Here is a 21,571-nt window from a genome sequence, read left to right on the forward strand (position 1 = left end):
GCAGTGCATCCGGTTTGCATACCAAATAGCCTCACCCTCCGCAGCATACCTGCGGTAAAGTGAGGCCAAACTACAACTATAAGCTGAGGATGTCTTATTCAAGACCCGAAATTACGCCATCCTCATCCACCAGTATGCCTTCTGCCGCCGGCTTGGCGGGGAGGCCCGGCATTGTGACTATGTTCCCGGTGATCACTACTGCGAATCCCGCCCCGAGGGACAGGGTGATGTCCCGGACGCCCATGGTGAAGCCTTCCGGGGCTCCGAGCAGCCGGGGCTGATCCGAGAAGGAGTACGGGGTTTTGGCCATGCAGACCTGAAGATGGTGCAGGCCCAGCCGGTCAATAATAGCCAGGCTGCGCTTGGCGGCCGGAGAGAAGGCTACTCCCGCTCCACGGTAGATCTCCGTGACGATGCGGTTGATTTTGGACGAAATATCCAGGTGGTCTTCATACAGCGGTGCGTACTGCACAGGCTCCTCTCGGTCCAGCAGCTTCATCAGCTCCTTAGCCAGCTCCTGTCCGCCCGCACTTCCCTCCGCCCATACCTTGGATACCGCAGCAGGTACCCCCAGCCGTCCGCAGGCCTCCAGCACCTCATTCACTTCAGCAGGGGCATCCCCTTCAAAATGATTCAGCGCCACCAGCACAGGCACGCCGAACTTGCGCAGATTCTCAATATGCCGCTCCATATTGGACAATCCGGAGAGCAGCGCCGGCTGGTTGCCCTGATGCAGCTCTTCCTTGCGGACGCCGCCGTTGTATTTCAGCGACTTCACCGTCACCACCAGGACAGCAGCCGCTGGAGCAAGCCCGGCCTGGCGGCATTTGATATCCATGAATTTCTCCGCGCCCAGGTCCGCGCCGAAGCCTGCCTCTGTCACCACCACATCGCCCAGTTTCAGCGCGTAGCGGGTTCCGATCACACTGCTGCAGCCATGGGCAATATTGGCGAACGGGCCGCCATGCACAATGACCGGGGTTCCTTCCAGCGTCTGCACCAGATTCGGCTTCACGGCTTCCTTCAGCAGCGCAGTCATCGCCTCCACGGCTCCAATCGCCTGTGCGGTTACCGGCTGACCCGCATGGTCATACCCGACCAGAATACGGCTGAGGCGCTGCTTCAGATCTGCAAGGTCGCTGCACAGGCAGAGCACGGCCATAATCTCGGAGGCTGTTGTAATCTGAAAACCGCTCTCCCGCACAGTTCCGTTGCCGTCGCCAATGCCGGTCACGATATTCCGCAGGCTGCGGTCATTCATATCCATAACCCTTTTCCAGACGATCCGCTGCGGATCAAGCCCCAGGCTATTGCCCTGGAACATATGATTGTCGATCATCGCCGAGAGCAGGTTGTGCGCTGACGTCACTGCATGGATATCCCCTGTAAAATGCAGGTTAATCTCATCTGCCGGAACGATCTGCGCCTTGCCGCCCCCGGTCGCTCCGCCCTTCATCCCCAGGCAGGGACCAAGCGAGGGTTCACGCAGCGCAGCTACCGTCCGCACACCCGCCGCATTCATCGCCTGGGCGAGTCCAATCGTCGTCAGCGTCTTGCCTTCACCTGCCGGTGTAGGATTCATCGCGGTAACCAGAACCAGCTTGCCGTCCGGTTGGTGCTTCAGCTCTGCCCAGAGCGAGGGCGCCAGCTTGCTTTTATATTTGCCGTACAGTTCCAAATGCTCTTCCTTGATCCCCGCTGCCGATGCTACCTCTGTAATTAACCTCATGCCGTTATGTAACCCTCCTGCCGTTATTATCCTGCATCCTTGCTTCCTGTGTGCGATTCATGGTGTCAGGCGAAACATATCTCTTCAAAGGATACAGGGTCTCTGAAAAGATTCAAGGATAATTTTCATACAGGGTGAAACTTAATTTTATAGAAAACTCCCGGACCGGGCGCATCTGCACCACTATCCGGGAGATCACGTATAGCCTGGCTCCAGCCTTCAGAGCGGATGATTCAGGTTCATTACAGCAGGGATTCGATAAGCCCCTTCATGCTCTCCGGTGATTCCTTCGGCTCGACACGGGCCGCTACATTGCCGCTGCGGTCCACCAGGAACTTCGTGAAGTTCCACTGGATATCACTGCTCTCGCCGTCACCCGGCTGCTGGCCCTTCAAATATTGAAACAGCAGGCTCGCGTCCGGACCATTCACATCAACCTTGGCGAACACCGGGAACGTAACCCCATAGTTAATCTGGCAAAAGGACTCCGCTTCCTCGCTTGTGCCCGGCTCCTGACCGGCAAACTGGTTGCACGGAAAGCCCAGCACCACCAGCCCCTGGTCCCCGTACTGCTCGTACAGCTTCTGTAAATCTCCGTATTGCGGGGTCAGTCCGCACTTGCTGGCCGTATTGGCGATCAGCAGCACCTTGCCCTCATAATCCTTAAACGGCACTTCTGTACCCGAAGGCGTCACTCCGGCAAAACTATAAATCGACATCTCTGCTTCGCTTCCTTTCGGCTGTATGGCCCAGTTCTGAAGTGCGCTTTAAGCTGTATATAAGTAACCTCTTCATTCTACCCTATTCGCAGCCAAAACCAAATTCCGGCGGCGAAAGCTACGCCCTGCGCTCCAGCCCGCAGGCTTCGGCGATGAGCCGGATGGATTGCAGCTTGTCCCCGAACTCATGGATATGGGAAGAAATCATCAGCTCCCCGCAGCGGTATTCTTCTGCCAGCAGCTGAAGCTGCTCCCTGACTTCGGCGGGCGAGCCTATGACCATCCGCTTCCGGTTATCTGAAATGGTAAAACGGTCGTACGGGGTATATGTATAATTCAGCGCAGTCTCTACGGACGGGGTCGGGGCAGAGAGGTGTTCCCTCTCCAGGCTGACCAGTGAGAGATCCATACTGGCAGCCAGCCGGTCTGCCCCGGCCGATGTCTCCGCACAGACGGCGAACACCGCAAGCAGCGACTTCGGCGATGCAGCAGCCACGGACGGTGCGAAGCTATCCTGGTACTCATGCACCGCGCCTGCTCCTCCATTCCGGGCAATGAACCGGGCGAAGGCATATCCGGTGCCCAGCCGGGCCGAGAGCGCCGCACTCTCCCGGCTTGAGCCCAGCAGCCAGACTTCCGGGGCTGAGTCCACCGCAGGCGTTGCCCGTAATCCGGCATAACAATGCGGGGAGGCTCCGCCCTCAGATTCATAGAGGTAGGCTACCAGCTCCTGGACCTGCTGCTCGTACCGGTCAACGTCGTCAATAGTCACACGGGTATCCTGTAGTGCTTTGGCGGCCAGAGCACCGCCGCCTGCCGCCCTCCCTATCCCGAGATCGATCCGCCCGGGATAGAGCGCCTCCAGGACGCGGAAATTCTCAGCGACCTTGAACGCACTGTAATGCGGGAGCAGCACCGCTCCCGAGCCGATGCGGATCGATGAGGTCACCGCAGCAAGATGCGCCATCAGCACTTCCGGGCTGGAGCTGGCGAGGCCCGGCGCAGCATGATGCTCCGCGACCCAGAAGCGGTGATAACCGAGCCGTTCCGCTTCGCGGGCCAGCAGCGCCGTCTGCCGGAGCGCCTCGGCCGGAGTGCTTCCCTCCGGCACCGGGGATTGATCGAGAATGCTTAATTTCATATGAGAGCAGCTCCAATGGGTTGGATTTTCGTGGCTTCAGAGTACCGCACACCCTATACTAACTATACCCGCACCCATATAATTCACAACCGGAAGATTATAATGCCGCCCAAGCAAGCTCACAAGATACGGTTCAGCCACAGACTGATATGTCAAAGGTTACTTGCATAATAAAGAGGCGGCTCCGCATGGATCGCGGAACCGCCTGATTTACTTTCATAGGAATGAGTGCAACAACGCTGTTCATGTTACTTTTTCAGGGAGCCATATTGCTTGTGTTGCTTACCGGCGCTGCTTCTGCTACTGCTGCACCATCTTCACCAGCATATGCGCCAGCCGATGGCGCTCATCCTTGTTTCCGGCCTTCCACAATTCCAGCAGCAGCTTTTCTTCGCTATTGCGGGGCTCCTCATACGCTGCCAGGTAACCGGCGATTTTCTCGGCGGCCAGTGCAAGCTGTTCGTCGCTGAGACCGATTTTTTGCGCCAGTTGAATGCGCTTTCCTAAATACGCCTTGAAATGCTCGAAGTTGTCCAGAATCATCTCCTTCTGCCCCGGATCGATCCGGTCCAGCGCCTCCGTTACCCGGTTCATGGTCACACTGCCGTCCTTACTCACCACATGATTATGTTCAGACATCCAGAACGCCTCCCATTTCATAGTGTGCGGTTTCCCACTACTTAACCAGCGTTCCTAGGGGTGAACCACCGTTCCCGGGCGGCATGCCCAATGCGGAGATGTGACCAGCCGCCCAGACACACAAACGGCCCCGCAAATTGCGGGACCGCCTGATTATAGTATAGGATTAATTCGACACCGGGATGGCGTCATAATATTCTTCGAGTGTAATCCCTCTTTCGGCGATGGAAGCGGCTATCTCCTTGCCTACATAACGGACATGCCAAGGCTCGTACTTATACCCAGTAATGGCCTCCTTGCCCTCAAGGAACCGGATGATATAGCCATATTCAGCGGCATGGGCGGCAAGCCACTCCGCCTCCTTCGTCCCTGCAAAGCAGCTCTCGGCTGCACATTTGCCGTCTCTGCCGGACAGGTCAATAGCCAGTCCCGTCTGATGCTCGCTGTGTCCCGGCATGGCGCTGTAGGTGCGGGCCTTCTCTTCACCGTCTCTGGCTACATAGTTATTGAACAGTCGTCTCTGGGTCGATTCCGAACGGTAGCCGGACACACCGGCCAGATTAACCCCGTCTGCCTTCGCCCCCGCGAACATCTCCTCCAGCGCCGCAGCCGCTTCACGCCGCAGCATGCGCTTCTCAATCTTTTCCGAGAAAATAAAAGGAACATCCGGATAGACCAGATCGGAAGGCTTATACTGCTCAGGCAGGCTGTACTGCTTATTGACCATGACCGCGATGCTCTCCGGCTCGGCTACTACCATCTCCGCATCATTATTCCCCGAAGTACCATTGCCTGAACCGCCAGGATCTAACTGATCCGTAGGCTCCGGCACTGCCGAAGCTTCAGGAGCTGCATCCGGCCCCTCGGCTCCCAGATCTGTACCTGTGTTTATATTGGTTCCGTTCTCCGGGGAAGCGGACGGTGCCGTGTACTCCCCGATTCCCCAGCCGACCGCAATGACGACGATGAGTAGAATGACAATTTTGGCGGTTTTGGACATGCTGTGTAATCCTCCTAAACGTTGTGTATCAAAAGTGCAGGTTACATTCTGTATCTCTCTATACTTATACCCGATTATTTATGGCGGTATCTATTAGACAGGCCTATTAGCCAAAAGGTTTCAGTAAATAAATATTACCATAGAGACTTGGCTGTTACGCCAACTGCCCTATGGTAACAAGGATTAGCTATACATGTAAAGCGCCTTTATCTGGAGGAGCCGCGTCCGCCGCGTGAACCGCCGCCGGAGCCGCCGCTTCGCCCGCCGCGCGATGAATTCCCGCCGCTGCTGCGTCCGCCCGAGCTGAAGCCGCCCTTACCACCCTTGGAGCCGCCGCGTGAGCCGCCTTTGGGAGCAGAGGCGTTGTAGCCCCCGGCATCGTTGCTGCGCGCTACATGCGCCCGGAATTTCGGGCTCGACTTCGCGCCGCCGGGATTATAACCGGCACCCGAGCCGGCACCCTTCGAAGCGCCGTAGCTGAAGCCGTCAGTTTCCGCGCCTCTGGATACGTTGGTGCTGTAGCCGCTGCTCGGCCCGCCTTGGGAGGCGTTGCCTCTGGAGGCCCCGCCCCGCGCAGCGCCGCCCTTGCCGCCGCGCCCGCCTGCGGCACCCGCACCTGCACCCGCAGCATAACCGCTGGCTGCTGCGCTGTCACCGCCGCTGGCGAAGGCGCCGTAGCCGCCGCCAGGTCTCGGCTTCTTCGCCGCGCCTTGCCCGGCGGAGTCGCCCTTCGGCGCCGCAGCAGCGCCTGCGCTGTACGCGCTGCGCTTGCCGCCTCCGGCCGCGTCCTTCCGGCTGCGGCCGCCGCTCTCCGCAGGCGCACCCCAGCCGCCTGCTTCCTTGCCGCCTCCGGCCGCGCCTTTACGGCTGCGGCCGCCGCCTTCCGCAGGCGCACCCCAGCCGCCTGCGTCCTTGCCGCCGCGTCCGCGTCCGCCCGGACGCCCTGCGGCTTCGCCGCGCGGCGCACCGCCGCTGCGGCCCTGCCCGCGGCCGCCACGGCCGGCGCGCGCCGCTTCAGGCGCCGCGCTCTGCCGCCCGCGCGGCGAGCCGCCGCCTTGGACCGAGGTGAATTCGCCTACGCCGAATTCATCCTTCTCGTACCGGCGGCGGTCCAGCCGCTGGGAGATGCCGTGCTCGATCAATTCGAGCCCGTCGCGCTCGCGCGGCGAAGCGAACGTGATCGCAAGGCCTTTGCCTCCGGCGCGGCCCGTGCGGCCAATCCGGTGGATATAGCTGTCCGCATCCAGCGGAAGATCGTAGTTGAAGATGTGGGTGATTCCTTCCACATCCAGACCGCGTGCCGCCACATCAGTAGCTACCAGCAGCTGGAGCTTGGCCTCCCGGAACCGCTTCATGACGGCTTCACGTTTGCCCTGCGACAGATCTCCGTGCAGCTCGTCGCAATCATACCCGGCCGCCTGCAGCGCTTCGTTCAGCTTGATGGCCCGGCGTTTGGTCCGGCAGAAAATAATGGCCAAGTATGGGCGGTCCCGCTCGATCAGCGAGATCAGCGCCTCTTCCTTGTTGCGGTCCGAGCATTCCACCACCTGCTGGCGGATATTATCCAGCGGAATCGGCGAGCCGCTCTTGATAATAATATCAAGCGGCTCCTTCATATAGTTCGCAGCCAGCCGTTTGATCGGGTCCGGCATGGTCGCGGAGAACAGCATGGTCTGACGGCGATAAGGCACAGCCGTAATGATCGTCTCCACATCCTCCAGGAAGCCCATATGCAGCATCTGGTCCGCTTCATCCAGCACCAGCATCTTCACTCCGCTGAGGTCCAGCGTCTCCCGGCGCAGATGATCCAGCAGCCGTCCCGGCGTACCGATGATCAGTTGTCTGCCGCCTTCCAGCTTGCGGAGCTGCTTCTCCACATCCTGGCCGCCATAGACTGCCAGAATCTTCACACCCGTGTGACGCGCCAGCTTGCGCGCCTCCTCGGTAATCTGCAGCGCGAGCTCACGCGTTGGCGCAAGGATAAGCGCCTGCGGATACGCCGCCTCTACCCGGATCTTGTCCATAATCGGCAGCAGAAAAGCCAGTGTCTTCCCCGTTCCCGTCTTCGCGCGCGCAATGACATCCAGACCTTCCACCAGCGGCGGAATAGCCTCTTCCTGCACCGGCGTCGGCTTCACGATTCCCTGCCCCTTGAGCAGATCGGTTAATACTTCAGATACTCCTAATTCCTTAAAACCCGGCAATTGCTCCACCTCACTCTTTTTCCTAAATTTTCATTTCATAAAAGTCCGGTCCAACCTCAAAAACATTGCCTGACGTAGCTTCATTCCCTCACTTGGCCTGCATCCGGCAAATTCAGGTGCATTAATACCCCTCATTCCCTCACTTGGCCCGCATCCAGCGAATTCAGGTGCATTAATACTCATTCTCGCACCAGAGGTTACCTGAAAGGGAACGCCCCTCCGGCAATCAAATTTCATAACTTATATTCATCCATTTAACGGAGTAATGTACGCAAGTAAGCAGGATACGGATATCGCTCGGGAGTATCCGTATCAAACAAAAGCGGAAGAACCCCGTCACCGGAGCCCTTCCGTCCCATGGGCCCGCAAGGCTGCGGTCGAAGTTCGGTTTTTAAGGCGCAGCAGCGATCCACCGGACATTCAGACGGCACTCCATTTGCGTTCCATTACACTTTAATTTCTGGCAAGTTATCTGTATATATTGTACTTGATTTCACACCGCTTGTGTGCATCTGCCGGAGAATAATTATTTCCCGTCTTCTTCCGGCTAGAATCTTCCTGATTTGAAGATGGAGAACAGCAGCCACAGAATCATCAGCAGGGCGATGACTGATCCGATCTCAACGATCGGGAAGTCCCAGAGCAGCGAAGGCTCGCCGCGCAGGGAAGATGCGATAATCAGCCCGGCCATAATGATGCTGAAGGCCAGCAGCACAATGCTGAAGGACAGACGGTTGCCGACCCGGCTGAACTTATGCTCCAGACCCTGGAGCTCGGGTACGCCGATCTCGACCTTCAGCTTGCCCTTGCTGATCAGCGACGAGAGCTGCCGGGCTTGGGCGGGAAGCTCCACCAGACTCTCGGCAAGATCGGCTACCCCGCCCAGCAGCTTGCGCTGCAGGCGGCTTCCGCTGAAGCGCTGCTTCAGCAGCTGCCTGCCGAACGGCTCGGCCATCTGCATAATGCTGAAGGCAGGGTCCAGGCTGGACACCATGCCTTCCAGCGTCAGCATGGTCTTGCCCAGCATCGCCAGATCCGGCGGAATGACCAGCCGGTGCTTGCGGGCAATGCCGAACAGATCATTCAGCGCTTTGCCGATGCTGACCTGCTTGAACGGGATATCATAATACTGCTCCCGCAGCCGGTCCATATCATCATGCAGCGCCATCCGGTCGGCATCCTCAGGAATTACACCCAGACGCAGAATAGCCCGTACCATTGAATCCGTATTCTTACGCATGAGGGCGATGACCAGTGCGGACAGGCCATCCTTCATGTCCTCGCTAAGACGCCCGACCATCCCGAAGTCGATCAGGGCCAGCTTCCCGTCCTTCAGCACCATGACATTGCCGGGATGCGGATCGGCATGGAAGAAGCCATGAATAAAAATCTGATTCAGCATCATCTCAACAAGCTGCTGGGCGATAGTCTTGAGCTTAAAGCCTGCGCCCAGCAGCTCGTCCCTGCGGTTCAGCGTAATTCCTTCCATATACTCCATGGTCAGTACCCTTGTGGAGCTGAAGTCCCAATAGATGGACGGAATATATACATTATCTTGAGCAGACAGCTGCCCGGCTATACGCTCGGCATTACGCCCCTCCTGGGCATAATCAAGCTCCGCCAGCAGTGCGCGGGAGAATTCCTCGACCATCCGGGTTAATCCGTATTGTCTGGCCCAGTCCATCTTGCGCTCGGCAAGCAGACTTAGATCCGTTAGAATTTCCAGATCCCTGCTCATGGTCCGCATGACGCCTGGACGTTGTATTTTGACCGCTACACTCTGTCCGCCATGCAGTACAGCCCGGTGTACCTGGCCGATGGAGGCGGCAGCGAGCGGATTGTTCTCGAAGTATTCAAAGACCGCATCAATATTCTGGTCCAGCTCCTGCTCCAGAATATTGCGGGCAGTCTCGGCAGAGAAGGGCGGCACATGATCCTGCAGCTTAACCAGCTCCTGAATAATCCCATCCGGCAGCAGATCGGAGCGCGTACTGGCAAGCTGGCCGAGCTTGACAAAGGTCGGCCCCAAATCCTCCAGCACCCGGCGGACCCGCTCACCGAGTGTCACACTTTCATGGACCTCCTGTGTAATAATCCGGCGGGGAAGTGACAGAAGATGGTAAAGGCCCAGTTCCTCCACCATATAGCCGAAGCCATGACGCATAAGCGCCATGGCTATAGCCCGGTAACGTCCGGCATGCCTTATGCGGATTGCCATTTATTCACTACGTGTTTCCGGCACGATGGTCTCCTGGGGGAACTCCTGAGGGGACTTGCCTTCCAGCTCGGCCACGCGTCCTTCCAGCTTGGCAATACGTGACTCCAGTCCGGCGATATCCTCCTGAACGGGCACCTTAAGCTCCTTCAGCACCCGCTGAACCTGTTCCTGCACGGCAGACTTGAACGCTCCCCGTTCTTCATCCCCGCGCTCTACCAGGCGGTCGACCAGGGCCTTGGATTCCGAAGGGGCCAGCTCGCCCCGCTTCACCAGCTCATCTACGACCTTCTCGACTTTCTCCTTGCTGACAATGGTGAGGCCAACTCCTAAAGAGATTGCTTTCTTTAACAAATCACTCATGGTACTTCCCTCCCAAAGATTCCAGTTATGGATAAAGTATACCCCTTAGCCCGCCATTTCACAAAAAAAGCGGATTATCTGGGGATTCGTGCCGCCCAGGTAGCTGCCCGCAGAATAAGCTGGCGGACTGCCGGGTGACGGAATGAAGGCTCGTGATGCCCCGGCATCAGATAGACTACCCGTCCCAGGCCATAGCTGTGGCACCAGGCCGCAGGCAGCAGCTCACCGTCCGCTTCGTACTCCAGCAGAATTTTTTTGTCGGTGAATGGGTCGAACTCGAACCGGTATGGCTCTTCATCCAGCTGGAAATCCTCCATGCCTTCGGTGATATCATGCTCCAGCACCTTGAATTGAAGCGGTGTAAAAGGCGGGTGTCCGGTGAATCTGCCGCCGATCAGCTGGGCCAGCTCATACCGCTTCGCCAGGGATATACCGGTATGCAGGACAATCAGTCCGCCTCCCCCGCTGACATAACTCAGCAGACCTGCAGTCTGCTGCGGGGATACCGTTTCGTTCCATAATTCATTATATGCGATGCAGAGATCGTATCCGGACAGATGCTCGCTTAACAGCAGCTTCTTGTTCTCCGAGCATTGCACCGTCAGAAGCTCATTCAGAATTTCACTGACCTGCTTATCTACCCCTTGCAGCGGGTGAAACCGGGGGTGTGTGTAATCGCCTAACAACAGACATTTTCTCTTATCCATGGGTCTCCTCCTCTGTATTACTAGTATTACTTTTCTTTGTACGCAGGGCCCGGCGGCCTTCTGCTACCGGTGTGCCGCAATATAGCGGCCCAGTGCCACGAACATGCTGCCCATCCGTTCATGCTCCGGCATAACAATCCGCTTCACGCCTTCTTCCTTCAGGGCCTCCGAGGTAAGCCGGCCGACGGATACCGCCAGCACCTTGTCCTCCAGTGCCTGAATGAGCGCCTCCAGCCGGCCCTGCTCCCTTGCATGCTGCGCCAGGAAGCGGAATTGCGGCGCACTTGTGAAGGCTACCGCATCCACCTGTCCTTCCGTTATCTCTGTGAGCAGCAGAGACAGGGCTCCCGGCTCCGGCTCGGTATAACGGTAAGGCTGCACACAGCCCACGGTTGCCCCCGCCTGCTCCAGCCACCCGACCAGATGAGGCGCAGTCTCCCCGTGCAGCTGCAGCATAACCCGCTTGCCCTGCAAATCCCAATCCTGCAGTCCGCGGATCAGACCGGCGCTGCTCCCGTCATCGTCACGCACCACCGGTTCAAGTCCCCGTTTCTTCAGGGCATTCACTGTCTTATAACCGCGCGCAGCAATAGGTGAGGCGGAGAGAACCTCCAGGAAGCGGCCTTCAAGCTCCAGCTTCGAGGCCATCTCGAACAACGCGTCGAGGCCCATGCCGGTAGTCAGAACGGCCAGATCCGGCGGCTGATTCGTCCAGGCGATCAGCCCGTCACGCAGGGCAGCATCATCCAGAAAGGTGGTTCCCTGGGCGGGACGGTGCAGCGCGGTTCCTCCCATATTCTCTACCAGCTTGGCCATTTCTTCCGCTTTGCGCGGACCGGCCAGGGCCACGGTAATGCCCTTTAATTGCTCTGCCATGAACGTTTCTCCCCTTCGTCACCCCGTATTATTGCTTATCAGTATACTTGCAAAGCGTGGTAAAAGAAAAGACCGGGCCGCATATTTATCCTCAGGAAATGTGCCGATCTTCGGGAAGACTCTCTCCGGGCTTAAGTACTTCGGACACTGGTGGAGCCTGATTTCCGGGATACAGCTTGAAGCGGCCCACGAGCTGCTGCAGCTCATCGGCCAGATGGCTCAGATCCGCTGAAGAGGAGGCGATCTCCTCCACGGAAGCAAGCTGCTGCTGGGCTGCCGCCGAGATGGTCTCGGTATTGCCTGCCGCCTCCTCGGTAATGCCGCGTATCTCGCCGATGGCTTTGTCCATACTGTCCGCTTCAGCGGTGAGGGTATGGACGGCATCGTTCATCGCTTCGATTTTCTCCGCCGCCCCTTTGACGGCCCTGCGGATGCGCGAGAAGGAACGCCCCGTTGTATCCACAGCCATAATGCCGCCCATAACCTTATTCTTCGCATCCTCCATAGTAGCTGTAGCCTGGAGCATCTCTGAATGAATGGACGTAATCTGTTCGGAGATCATCCTGGCCGACTTCTCTGATTCCTCAGCCAGCTTGCGGACCTCTGAGGCTACTACAGCGAACCCTCTTCCCTGTTCACCCGCTCTGGCCGCTTCAATGGAAGCATTCAGCGCGAGCAGGTTGGTCTGCCGCGAGATCCCCGTGATCACACCGGTAATCCCCTGAATCTGTACGACCCGCTCACTCAGCTTGTCGATGACCGTCCCCATCTCCTCTACGGTCTCATGAATGCCGTTGATTTTGTCCACCACGCTGATGACCGAATCATTGCCTTCCGAAGCCGAGAGCGAGGTCTTGTCCATCATCGCCGACACCTGCTCCATGAATTCCGAGATATGGGCTACCTCGCTTGTGGTGGCTGCCGTACTAATCATTCCTTTATGCACACTGTTCACCTGACGTTCAGTCCCTGCCGCCACTTCTTGAATTGCAACAGTAACATGCTCTATGGCTCTGGTCGTCTGCTCCGCCCCCGCTGTAAGCTGCTCAGCCGATGAGGAGACATTGTCCGTCATCTCCTGCACACCGATGATCATCTGCCGCAGATTTCCGACCATCTGGCGGAAATTCCCGGCCAGGAGGCCAATCTCATCCCCACGGAAATCCCCGATATCCTGCGACAGGTCACCTCCGGCGATGCGTTCAGTCGCTCTGCGCAGACGTAGCAGCGGCTTCAGGATCGACGAGACATTGAAATAGATCAGCACTAGTGCCAGAAGTACGGATACAGAGATCACCAGCCACACCGTTTCGCGGATATCACTGGTCGCCCGCGTAACCTCATTCAGGCTGATGGTCCCCCCGATTCTCCATCCGGTCAGCCCGTTCACCATGTAGGTCAGCTTCTTCGGTGAATCCTTATAGACATAATCGAAGCTTCCGCTCTCACTCCCGAACATTTGCTTCACGAAATCAAGCGAGGATTCTTCGCCAATCGCTTCTGACGGATGAACCAGAAATTTCTTGCTGCTGTCTACAATGAGAATATAACCTTCCTGGCCCACCTTGATATTCGTCAGACTGGCGAGTGAGGACAGGTTAAGATCAAGGCTGACTACCCCGTCTCCGCCTGCAAGCACCGCCGAAATGGCAACCGCGCTCTCCTGATTGACCGTCTGAAATACCGGTGAGATCACGATGCCGCTGCCATGCTTAAGCGCATTGACATAGGTATTCTCCTTGCGCGGATCATAGCCGTCCGGCAGCTCCATCTCTGCTGCGCGGATACTTTTGCCTTTGCTGGTTCCGGCATAAATATCCAGCACATCAGAATGCAGCGCGGCATATTCCTTCAATCGGCTCTCCAGAACAGGCGCAGTCTCTCCGGCTGCTTCACTATTAATAGAATTCGCCGCAAGCTGGCCGGCAAAATAAAGAATATCATCTATTTTGGACTGAATATTGTGATTAATAATCTCGTTCACTGCTACTACGCTTTCCTTGGCATTATTGGTAAGCTGCTCCCCAACCTTGCTGCTGGCGGATTGATAGGTTTGCCAGCCTATAATGATGCTCGGCACCAGCAAGACAAGCAGATAGGTAGCAATCAGCTTGGTACGGATGTTCAGACGCGCCTTTTTAGTCATATGATGAACTCACTCTCTCTTTCTTCATGGGTCTTAAGAACGATAATTTGGCAGACTAACTATATAATTAAATACCGCCCCCGGAAACCCTCTTTTCTGCTCCAAATCATGATTATTCTCCTATCTTTATTGATAATTTTTATATGTACACAACAAAAAACCGTTTCGATGAAAACGGTCTTTTGTTATATTCAACCTTTTGTCCAAGGCATATTCCCGTACAAAGGTCCTATATAGATTGTACTTTTATTTTTCTGTGACGGGATTGCCGTGACTCCAGAGAATGTTTGGCCCTCCGGCCGCTGTTGTCTACAGATTTCTTGATTTCAATCCGCTTTTCGCGGAGGAAATCCGGTGACTGCTGATGCTTCCGAAGCGAGCTTTCCTGCGGAAAGCTTTCAGGCGGACGCTATCGCTCCTACAGTTCCAAAATTCTCCTCCGCCACTTTTCCCTGTCTGTATATTTTCAAGTTCAATCTATATAGTTCTATTGCGAATTCTTGCTTCTGCAGGCCGGGCATACGCCACCGAATACAACATGCGTATGGGTGATCGAATAGCCGGTATCCGCCGCTACCGAGTCGCTCCACTCCTGCGGAACCTGGCTCATCACTTCATCTACCGCGCCGCAGATCTCACAGACAATATGCTGATGATCGTCCAGGCGGGCGTCATACCGGCTTGCCGCCTCACCCAGCTTCAGCTCACGAATCATCTGCTTATCCGAGAGATAACGCAGGGAATTGTAGACTGTTCCGTAAGCCAGATTATGTCCCTGCTCCACCAGCCGGTTCATGACTTCCGCAGCGGTCGGGTGGTCATGGGAATTACGGACGATATCGTATACAGCTTGACGTTGAGAGGTTAAGTTCAGGGTTCTCATCTTTATCATCCTCTAGCTTGTTTTTAGATCAAGTATAAGTCCTGATGCTGAAAGCGTCAATCCGGCCGGACTTTATTTGATCATTCCCGAGTATTTCACATCGACATCGGCTTTGACCTGGAATTTCAGCCGGGGATATAAGTTCTCCCAGTCCGACATCTCTGTTGCGTTGTTCCAGTGCCGTGACCCGTAACGCAGCCCCCACCCCAAGGGGTCCATGCCGCTATCCTGAATTTTGACCAGCAAGGCTGTAACAGCCTCACGCAGCTCCGCAGCTCCTGCCTCATTAATCTTCTTCAGCATCTGGTGGGTGATCATCTCCTCCGTACTGTTCTCCTCCAGAATTGCCCGAATCTTGATGGTGTACCGGATATAAGGCTCTCCATCCGGCGGAGTCACAATCCGGTAGCTGGAGGAAGAGCTCTCGGTATAATACTGGTACATTCCACTGCCAATATGGGCAGGGAAATTCGTCTGCAGATCGGAGCGGGACAGCAGGTTGAACAGCCGGGTCTCATCGGGCGTGAGGACCAGCTTGATTTTGTTCTTATCCAGCAGAGCGATTTTATCAATCAGGAATTGATTCTCCTCCGGCACCTCAATAATCGGCAGGATGGGATCTATCCCCTTCTCATAGATGCTTCTCATCAGCTGATAGGAGTACACACTTGAGATGAAGGGGGACTCGGTCCCTTGCCCGCTCATCGCCAGAATCAGAGAGTTGGACGGAATGCGCTCCGACGGCGGCTTAACCTGCAGCACTTCCAGTGCCCCCGGCCTGCCCACGGCAAAATTAATAATCAGCTGGATATCCCTGCGCCGTACCGCCCAGTCTACAACATGCCGGATATCCTTGGCGGCAATCTTTTCACCCAGAACCACTGATTTACAGTGGACATAATCCAGCTCCTTCTCCACCTTGGACTTCATTCTGCGCAGCGCCTCGGAGATACTCTCCGATTCTTCCGTGAGAATCTGCATCTTCTCGTCAATCTTCGTTACATCTCCTTGCGGAATCGCCAGCTTCAGACTGACCTTGAATGTTCCTTCCGCCTTACCGGGATCTATTCCAATCGCCACTACGAATATTCTACGGTCGATATCCTTGTAGTTGCAGCCTGAAATGAGCACGGCCATGACGGTGGACAGCAGCATCAGCAGCATGGCCCGAATGACTCTTCCCCTCATGCTCTGCGCCTCCTTATCATCCAGTAGCACCAGAATAACAGCAGGATCAGCAGCAGCTCCCCGTACCAGCGGATGTGCAGCAGGAATACTCCCAGCATATTAAGGTTGTATTGATCCATACGCATCAGAAGAAGGGTCCCTGCCGCAAAAACCCCCAGGATAACCACCTCCTGCCGCAGCTTGGATCTGGGTTTGCCGCCTGTAGAGGGAAGCTGGCTAAGGAACAGCTCTTTGCCGACATGCCACTGGATAACGGCACTGACCAGAGCCAGCGTACTGTAAGCAAAATAAAAAACATACAGCATACGCTCAACCAAAAAGGCCTCGATACTGATGCTGTCCGCCGTGGTGAACCAGGTATACACATGCCGTTCGACGCCGACGGTCCCATGGTACCCGATAGGCACATAAAAAGTGACGAGCAGCACCAGCAGCCCCTCCAGACTCAGAATCCACACATGCTTAAGCTTCAAACCATGAAATACCCGGTTGAAGATGGCCATATTAATGTAGCCGCTGAACGTAAACGTCGCTGCCGCAATACTGTTCATATCCGGACGATGTAACGAATAGGTCATCATTTGCAGTACGGCATCCCAGCTAAAGTTCGGGTTAACGACCGCCTTGACTGTCGTATACAGAATTAAGGGCAGTGTGATTCCGAGTGTCACCTCTAGCCCGTAGAGCAGGGACAGCGGGTCAATTCGGCTGCAGAGACATACCACAGCCAGGAATCCCAGCAGGACTGCCGTTGGATGGGTATCCGGGCTGACAAACCTCAGGGTAATATCCACAAAGGACAACAGAATCAGCGCACCGGCGAAATACCATAGAACCGCATAAATAAGAATTAGCGGAGAGGCCAGCAGCCTCGGCAAGGCCGACGCGAAGATTTCCGGGAGTCCCTTGCCAGGGAATTTATTAATGACTTTGGTGAACAGGTAGATGAACAGGGTGCCTGTAACCACCGCAACCAGAATGGAGGACTGCGCACCGTCAAAGCGGGTATCGAGCAGCTCCCGGGGGGTGAAGTTAATGATATTGATCAGGGAGTTCATGAGAAACAGGCAGTAGAAATAGCGGCTCTTCGCCATCATTGTCCCCCGCCTTTCTTCTTCAGGGATGTTCCTATAGTATCCAGGAAGAACAGCTTGAAATAAGGCTGGCCGAAGCTGCGCTGGCTGCATAAATACAGCGTGAAGCCCACCAGGCAGATAACCACGCCGACGAGTCCGAGGAAGGCTGCTGCAATGACAAAGAAATATTTCAGAACCCGGATCGAGAAGCTCATCATATTGAGCGGCACCAGGAAATTGGATATCGCCACAACGGAGACGAGAATAATCATTATGTTGCCAATCAGCCCCGCTGCTGTAGCCGCTTGTCCCAGAATCAGACCGCCCACCGTTGTCGCTGTCGGACCGATCGCCCGGGGCAGCCGCAAGCTGGCCTCCGTCAGGAACTCCATCATGATCATCATCAGAATCACCTCGACAAAAGAAGGGTAAGGCACCGTTGCACGGCTTCCCCCGATCAGCAGGGCAATCTGTACGCGCACAATCTCCGGATTGTACGAGGTGAAGGCTATATACAAGGCTGGCAGCCATAATGTCATGGCCACGCCCACGATGCGCAGCAGCTTGAGGAAGCGCCCTACGAAGGGAAGCTGGATTTTGTCATCCATAGCTATGAAGAAATCGTTGAAGATCGACGGAAGCACAATGGCATACCCGGTCGTATCCAGCAGGATAGCTACCTTGCCCTCAGCCAGATTGAATACTACCCGGTCCGGGCGCTCTGTAACGATGGTTTTTGGGAAAATGCGCAGCTTGTCGCTGCTGATATACTTCTCCAGCTCTCCGGCGGCCTGCAGAATATCCAGCTTAAGCGAGTCCAGCTTCTCTTTTAACTCCGCCAGCACCTCAGGATTCACTCTGTCCTCGTCATAGAGAATCGCTGCCTTGGTCTTGGACATATTGCCAATAACGGTGAATTCCATCTTGAGTGCAGCGGATTGATAGCGCCGCCGGATCAGATTGAGGTTCACTGCGAGATTCTCCCCGAGCGCGTCGGAAGGGCCTTGACTGATGCTCTCCGTGACCGTCTCCTTCACACTGCTGGCCTCGGCCCGCAGGACATCGAAGAAACAGAGCTTATCCTGCCACCCTATACAGGCATAACCGCTGAGCAGAAGCTCCACTGCCCGCGGTCCCTCTCTCACCACCTCACTGCCCGGGTAATCCGCGATATAGCTGTAATAGCCTGCGGGATTCCCCATTTCGTAGAACGGAGCAATGATATTCCGGCTGATCGCCTGTCCATCCGTAACACTCTTGATATACAGCAGGCTGACCTGCCCCGCCGGAACTGTCAAGCTCTTGTCTTCAAGGTCGCCGAACCCGCTTAGCTGACCTCTGATCCCGTTCAAAGAGGCCTCCTGCTTATGCTCTTGTCCTGACATGGGTCCGTCTCCCCTCTATGCCCGTTTCTCCTTGAATCTCTTTATATTGGCACTTCCTGCCTGTTTTCATGCACCTGCGGCTGGAGCGTGGCGTTTCTATTTCCAGAAGAGTGGTAATAATTGAATGGATAATGACTTAGGAGGGACTGTACTATGAACTCACAGGAACACCGTTCGCAAGGTCTTCCGCAATTCCCGGAATCGTTATGGAGAAGCAGCACCGGGCTGCCCTCTTTCGCGGCGCTTGCGGAAGATCATGTCACAGACGTAGCTATTGTAGGGGCGGGGATTACCGGGATTACCACCGCTTATCTATTGTCCAATGCCGGGTACAAGGTCACCTTGCTGGAGGCCGGAGAGATTCTCGGCGGAGCCACCGGCTTCACCAGCGCCAAGATCACCGCCCAGCACGGGATGATCTACGGCAACCTGCTGAAGAATTTCGGTGAGGAGCAGGCCCGCATGTATTATCAGTCCAACCGTGAGGCCATGGAGTGGATGATGGCCACAGCGGAGGAATTGGACCTCTCCTGCGGGATGAAGCCGGAAGCCGCCTATCTCTATGCCGACAAGGGAGATGAGAAAACGCTGAAGGAGCTGAACCGGGAATTCGAGGCGTACAGCAAGCTCGGACTGCCTGGGGAGTGGCTGGATCAGGTGCCCCTGCCTCTGGGCGCGGGCGGCGCGATCCGGATGCCGGGGCAGGCCCGGTTCCATCCGCTTGAATATTTAAAGGGACTGCTGCAGGCGGTTCTGGATAAGGGAGGTACCGTATTTGAACATACGATGATCGGGGAGCAGGTGGATTCGGACGGACACCTAACCCTTCATACCGAGGGCGGCAAATACCAAATCCGCTGCCGCCATGCCGTGTCTGCTTCGCATTTCCCTTTTTATGACGGCGGATCTCTCTACTTCTCGCGGCTGCATGCCGAACGCTCCTATTGCCTGGCGTTTGAACCGGAAACGGATTATGAAGGCGGCATGTATCTGAGTGCCGGTGAACCGACCCGTTCGCTGCGGGCCGTGGAATGGGGCGGGCGCAAGCTGGTCATCGCCGGAGGGGAGAACCACAAGACCGGACAAGGCATCTGTACGTTCGGCCATTATGAGAATCTGGAGAAGTTTGCAGGAGAATTACTGGGCATCCGCAGCATTCCTTTCCGCTGGTCCACCCAGGATCTGATCACTCTGGACCGGGTTCCTTACATCGGCAAACGGGCAGAGGACGAAGAAATCTATATCGCTACCGGGTTCGGGAAGTGGGGCATGACCACCGGGACCCTGGCCGCGCGCATGATCGCAGACTCGATTCAGGGCAGCAGTAACCCCTACACCGGGTTATACGATCCTTCACGCTTCAAGGCGGTTCCCGCCATCAAGAATTTCGTTGTGCAGAATCTCTCTGTCGCCAAGGAGCTGGTATCCGGAAAAGTGGAGATTGTCCATACAAAGACGCAGGATCTGGAACCGGATCAAGGGGCCGTGGTCTTCCATGACGGTAAACGTATTGGCGCCTACCGCGATCCTGAAGGCCAACTGCATCTCATCGACAGAACCTGCACCCATATGGGCTGTGAATGCGAGTGGAATGACGGTGAACGCTCCTGGGATTGCCCGTGTCACGGCTCCCGCTTCTCCTATGAAGGCGATGTGCTGGAAGGGCCGGCGACTGTGCCGCTTAAGAAAATCACGGCCGGCGATTGAGCTGACAGCGACTGAGCTGACGGCGGCTGAGCTGACGGCGGCTGAGCGACGGCGGCTGAGCGGACGGCGATTGAACTGAGCCTCTGCCCGCGATGCGCGTCACCGGCGGCGGCCCGGGCGGATAGTAGGATAATATTGCCCGGGGCTGCCGCTCCGGCGTGATTGTCGCTGTCCGCTCAGGTATAATAGCAATATATTCGATCTTGCAGTACCCATCATTCTATAAGGAGCGTGACGACAGGTTATGGATTTGAGAGGAACCAGTATTGTAATTACAGGGGCAGGCAAGGGAATCGGCAAGGCGCTCGCCATGGCGCTGGCGAAGGAAGGCGCCAACCTGGGCCTTATCTCCAGAACTTCAGCGGATCTGGAGGCGCTGAAGACGGCTCTGACTGAGGTATATGACATCAAGGTCAGTATTGCAGTAGCGGATATAGCCGTACGTGAAGAAGCCGAGCGCGCAGTTATGGCCCTGCAGAAGACCCTGGGACCCTTCGATGCGCTCATCAACAATGCCGGGATCGCCCAGTTCGGCACGTTCCTGGAGATGGACCCTGCCGACTGGGAACGGCATATGCAGATCAACCTGTTCGGCGCCTACTATGTAACCCGTGCGGCACTGCCTGCTATGATTGAGCGTTCAAGCGGCAATATTATCAATATCTCATCCACCGCAGGAGAACGCGGCTTCGCCACAGGCTCCGCCTACTGTGCTTCCAAGTTCGCGCTGATGGGCATGACGGAAGCGCTGGCCATGGAGGTGCGCAAGCATAATATCCGTGTCGTGGCGCTGACTCCGAGCACAGTGAATACAGGCCTGGCTACAGGCGCAGGCCTTAAGATCGGAGAAGAAGACCGGATGATGCAGCCCGAGGACGTGGCCGAGCTGACACTCGCCGCACTGAAGCTGCCTGACCGCGTCTTCCTCAAAACAGCAGGAATCTGGACCACCAATCCGCAATAATAACAGCAGTCATTACGAAAGCCCTACAAGGAGGACTATGTTATGCTGGTAGTTACCAATACAATTAAGATCAAAGAAGGGCACGGAGAAGCGCTGGCCTCACGGTTCGGCGCTAATAACGGTGTGCAGAGTATGCCCGGATTCATCCGCATGGAGGTCTGGCACGGAGCGCCCAAGGAAGGTGTGGAGGAACTGAAGATCTCCACCGTCTGGGAGAGTGAGGACGCGCTGAACGGCTGGACTTCAAGCCCTGCCTTCCGCGAATCGCACCGGGGCGCAGGCAAGAACGAGGCCATTGTCGGTGCCTCGCTCGACAAGTACGAGCTGCTGCACAGCCGCACTCCGGGCGGCCAGGCCTGAAGAACTGCATAGAAGTAGAAACGGCTGCGCCTTCCTTTTCAGGACAGCGCAGCCGTTTCAGCGAGAAATAGAAGAAATCTATAAATTATATTTAAACAAAATCACCGTAACGGATAAATGCCGCAAGGATTTATACAGCCCAGGCCCCAGGCAGCTTATAAAGCGGCTTACAGCGTTCTCCATTCAGCCTACTTCTGGCTGTACGGGGCGAATGAGGTGCACTTCTGCTCTTCATTCGCTCATTTGGCCCGCGTCAGGGGAATTCAGGT

Annotated in this window: 17 protein-coding genes and 1 pseudogene; 3 read left to right on the top strand and 15 right to left on the bottom strand. The window is 56.2% G+C overall.

Annotation, left to right across the window (positions count from 1 at the left end; translation table 11 throughout):
- Positions 1-94: 94 nt before the first annotated feature.
- The 15 genes and pseudogenes from NST43_RS28955 to NST43_RS29025 all read right to left on the bottom strand — a co-directional run bounded on the left by NST43_RS28955 (position 95) and on the right by NST43_RS29025 (position 18,271).
- Positions 95-1,729 carry a formate--tetrahydrofolate ligase gene (locus tag NST43_RS28955; protein WP_339220810.1) on the bottom strand — a complete coding sequence of 545 codons (1,635 nt, stop codon included), beginning with the start codon at positions 1,727-1,729 and terminating at the stop codon, positions 95-97.
- A 242-nt stretch (positions 1,730-1,971) separates the two neighbouring features.
- Positions 1,972-2,448 (bottom strand): glutathione peroxidase, encoded by a 477-nt coding sequence (locus tag NST43_RS28960; protein WP_209989147.1) that lies wholly within the window; start codon positions 2,446-2,448, stop codon positions 1,972-1,974.
- Positions 2,449-2,566: 118 nt separating this feature from the next.
- Positions 2,567-3,589 (bottom strand): LLM class flavin-dependent oxidoreductase, encoded by a 1,023-nt coding sequence (locus tag NST43_RS28965; RefSeq protein WP_339220812.1) that lies wholly within the window; start codon positions 3,587-3,589, stop codon positions 2,567-2,569.
- Between the two features lie 300 nt (positions 3,590-3,889).
- Positions 3,890-4,228, bottom strand: a complete 339-nt coding sequence (locus tag NST43_RS28970; protein WP_339220813.1) for a DUF3243 domain-containing protein — start codon at positions 4,226-4,228, stop codon at positions 3,890-3,892.
- A gap of 166 nt (positions 4,229-4,394) precedes the next feature.
- A complete protein-coding gene (locus tag NST43_RS28975) occupies positions 4,395-5,228 on the bottom strand; it encodes a M15 family metallopeptidase (protein ID WP_209989153.1) in 834 nt (277 codons plus the stop codon).
- A 533-nt stretch (positions 5,229-5,761) separates the two neighbouring features.
- A pseudogene (locus tag NST43_RS28980) lies at positions 5,762-7,432 on the bottom strand (DEAD/DEAH box helicase); the annotation flags it as partial.
- Between the two features lie 547 nt (positions 7,433-7,979).
- The gene (locus NST43_RS28985) at positions 7,980-9,650 is read right to left on the bottom strand and encodes an AarF/ABC1/UbiB kinase family protein (RefSeq protein WP_339220814.1); all 1,671 of its coding nucleotides are present in this window, start codon (positions 9,648-9,650) and stop codon (positions 7,980-7,982) included.
- A complete protein-coding gene (locus tag NST43_RS28990; RefSeq protein ID WP_339220815.1) occupies positions 9,651-10,010 on the bottom strand; it encodes a polyhydroxyalkanoate synthesis regulator in 360 nt (119 codons plus the stop codon). It abuts the gene before it with no gap.
- Positions 10,011-10,084: 74 nt separating this feature from the next.
- Positions 10,085-10,717, bottom strand: a complete 633-nt coding sequence (locus NST43_RS28995) for a ThuA domain-containing protein (RefSeq protein ID WP_173135990.1) — start codon at positions 10,715-10,717, stop codon at positions 10,085-10,087.
- Between the two features lie 63 nt (positions 10,718-10,780).
- Entirely contained in the window at positions 10,781-11,593 is an 813-nt protein-coding gene (locus NST43_RS29000) for a uroporphyrinogen-III synthase (protein WP_339220817.1), read from the bottom strand.
- Between the two features lie 91 nt (positions 11,594-11,684).
- Positions 11,685-13,739 (bottom strand): methyl-accepting chemotaxis protein, encoded by a 2,055-nt coding sequence (locus tag NST43_RS29005; RefSeq protein ID WP_339220819.1) that lies wholly within the window; start codon positions 13,737-13,739, stop codon positions 11,685-11,687.
- A 487-nt stretch (positions 13,740-14,226) separates the two neighbouring features.
- A complete protein-coding gene (locus tag NST43_RS29010; protein WP_339220821.1) occupies positions 14,227-14,622 on the bottom strand; it encodes a transcriptional repressor in 396 nt (131 codons plus the stop codon).
- Between the two features lie 72 nt (positions 14,623-14,694).
- Positions 14,695-15,810 (bottom strand): Ger(x)C family spore germination protein, encoded by a 1,116-nt coding sequence (locus NST43_RS29015; protein ID WP_209989175.1) that lies wholly within the window; start codon positions 15,808-15,810, stop codon positions 14,695-14,697.
- On the bottom strand, positions 15,807-16,907 hold the full coding sequence (locus NST43_RS29020) for a GerAB/ArcD/ProY family transporter (protein ID WP_339220823.1): 1,101 nt from the start codon (positions 16,905-16,907) through the stop codon (positions 15,807-15,809). Before NST43_RS29020 ends, NST43_RS29015 begins: the two co-directional genes overlap by 4 nt.
- Complete coding sequence (locus tag NST43_RS29025) at positions 16,904-18,271, bottom strand: spore germination protein (protein WP_339220825.1); 1,368 nt, start codon at positions 18,269-18,271, stop codon at positions 16,904-16,906. The genes NST43_RS29020 and NST43_RS29025 overlap by 4 nt, the downstream gene beginning before the upstream one ends.
- A gap of 153 nt (positions 18,272-18,424) precedes the next feature.
- Here NST43_RS29025 and NST43_RS29030 point away from each other — a divergent pair, with 153 nt between their 5' ends.
- From NST43_RS29030 to NST43_RS29040, 3 genes are all read left to right on the top strand, one after another.
- On the top strand, positions 18,425-19,978 hold the full coding sequence (locus NST43_RS29030; protein WP_339220827.1) for an FAD-dependent oxidoreductase: 1,554 nt from the start codon (positions 18,425-18,427) through the stop codon (positions 19,976-19,978).
- A gap of 244 nt (positions 19,979-20,222) precedes the next feature.
- On the top strand, positions 20,223-20,942 hold the full coding sequence (locus tag NST43_RS29035) for a 3-ketoacyl-ACP reductase (RefSeq protein ID WP_173135974.1): 720 nt from the start codon (positions 20,223-20,225) through the stop codon (positions 20,940-20,942).
- Positions 20,943-20,984: 42 nt separating this feature from the next.
- A complete protein-coding gene (locus NST43_RS29040; protein WP_339220829.1) occupies positions 20,985-21,302 on the top strand; it encodes an antibiotic biosynthesis monooxygenase in 318 nt (105 codons plus the stop codon).
- The last annotated feature ends 269 nt before the right edge of the window (positions 21,303-21,571 follow it).

This window comes from Paenibacillus sp. FSL H8-0332 (assembly GCF_037963835.1).
Classification (GTDB): Bacteria; Bacillota; Bacilli; order Paenibacillales; family Paenibacillaceae; genus Paenibacillus_AQ; species Paenibacillus_AQ rhizoplanae.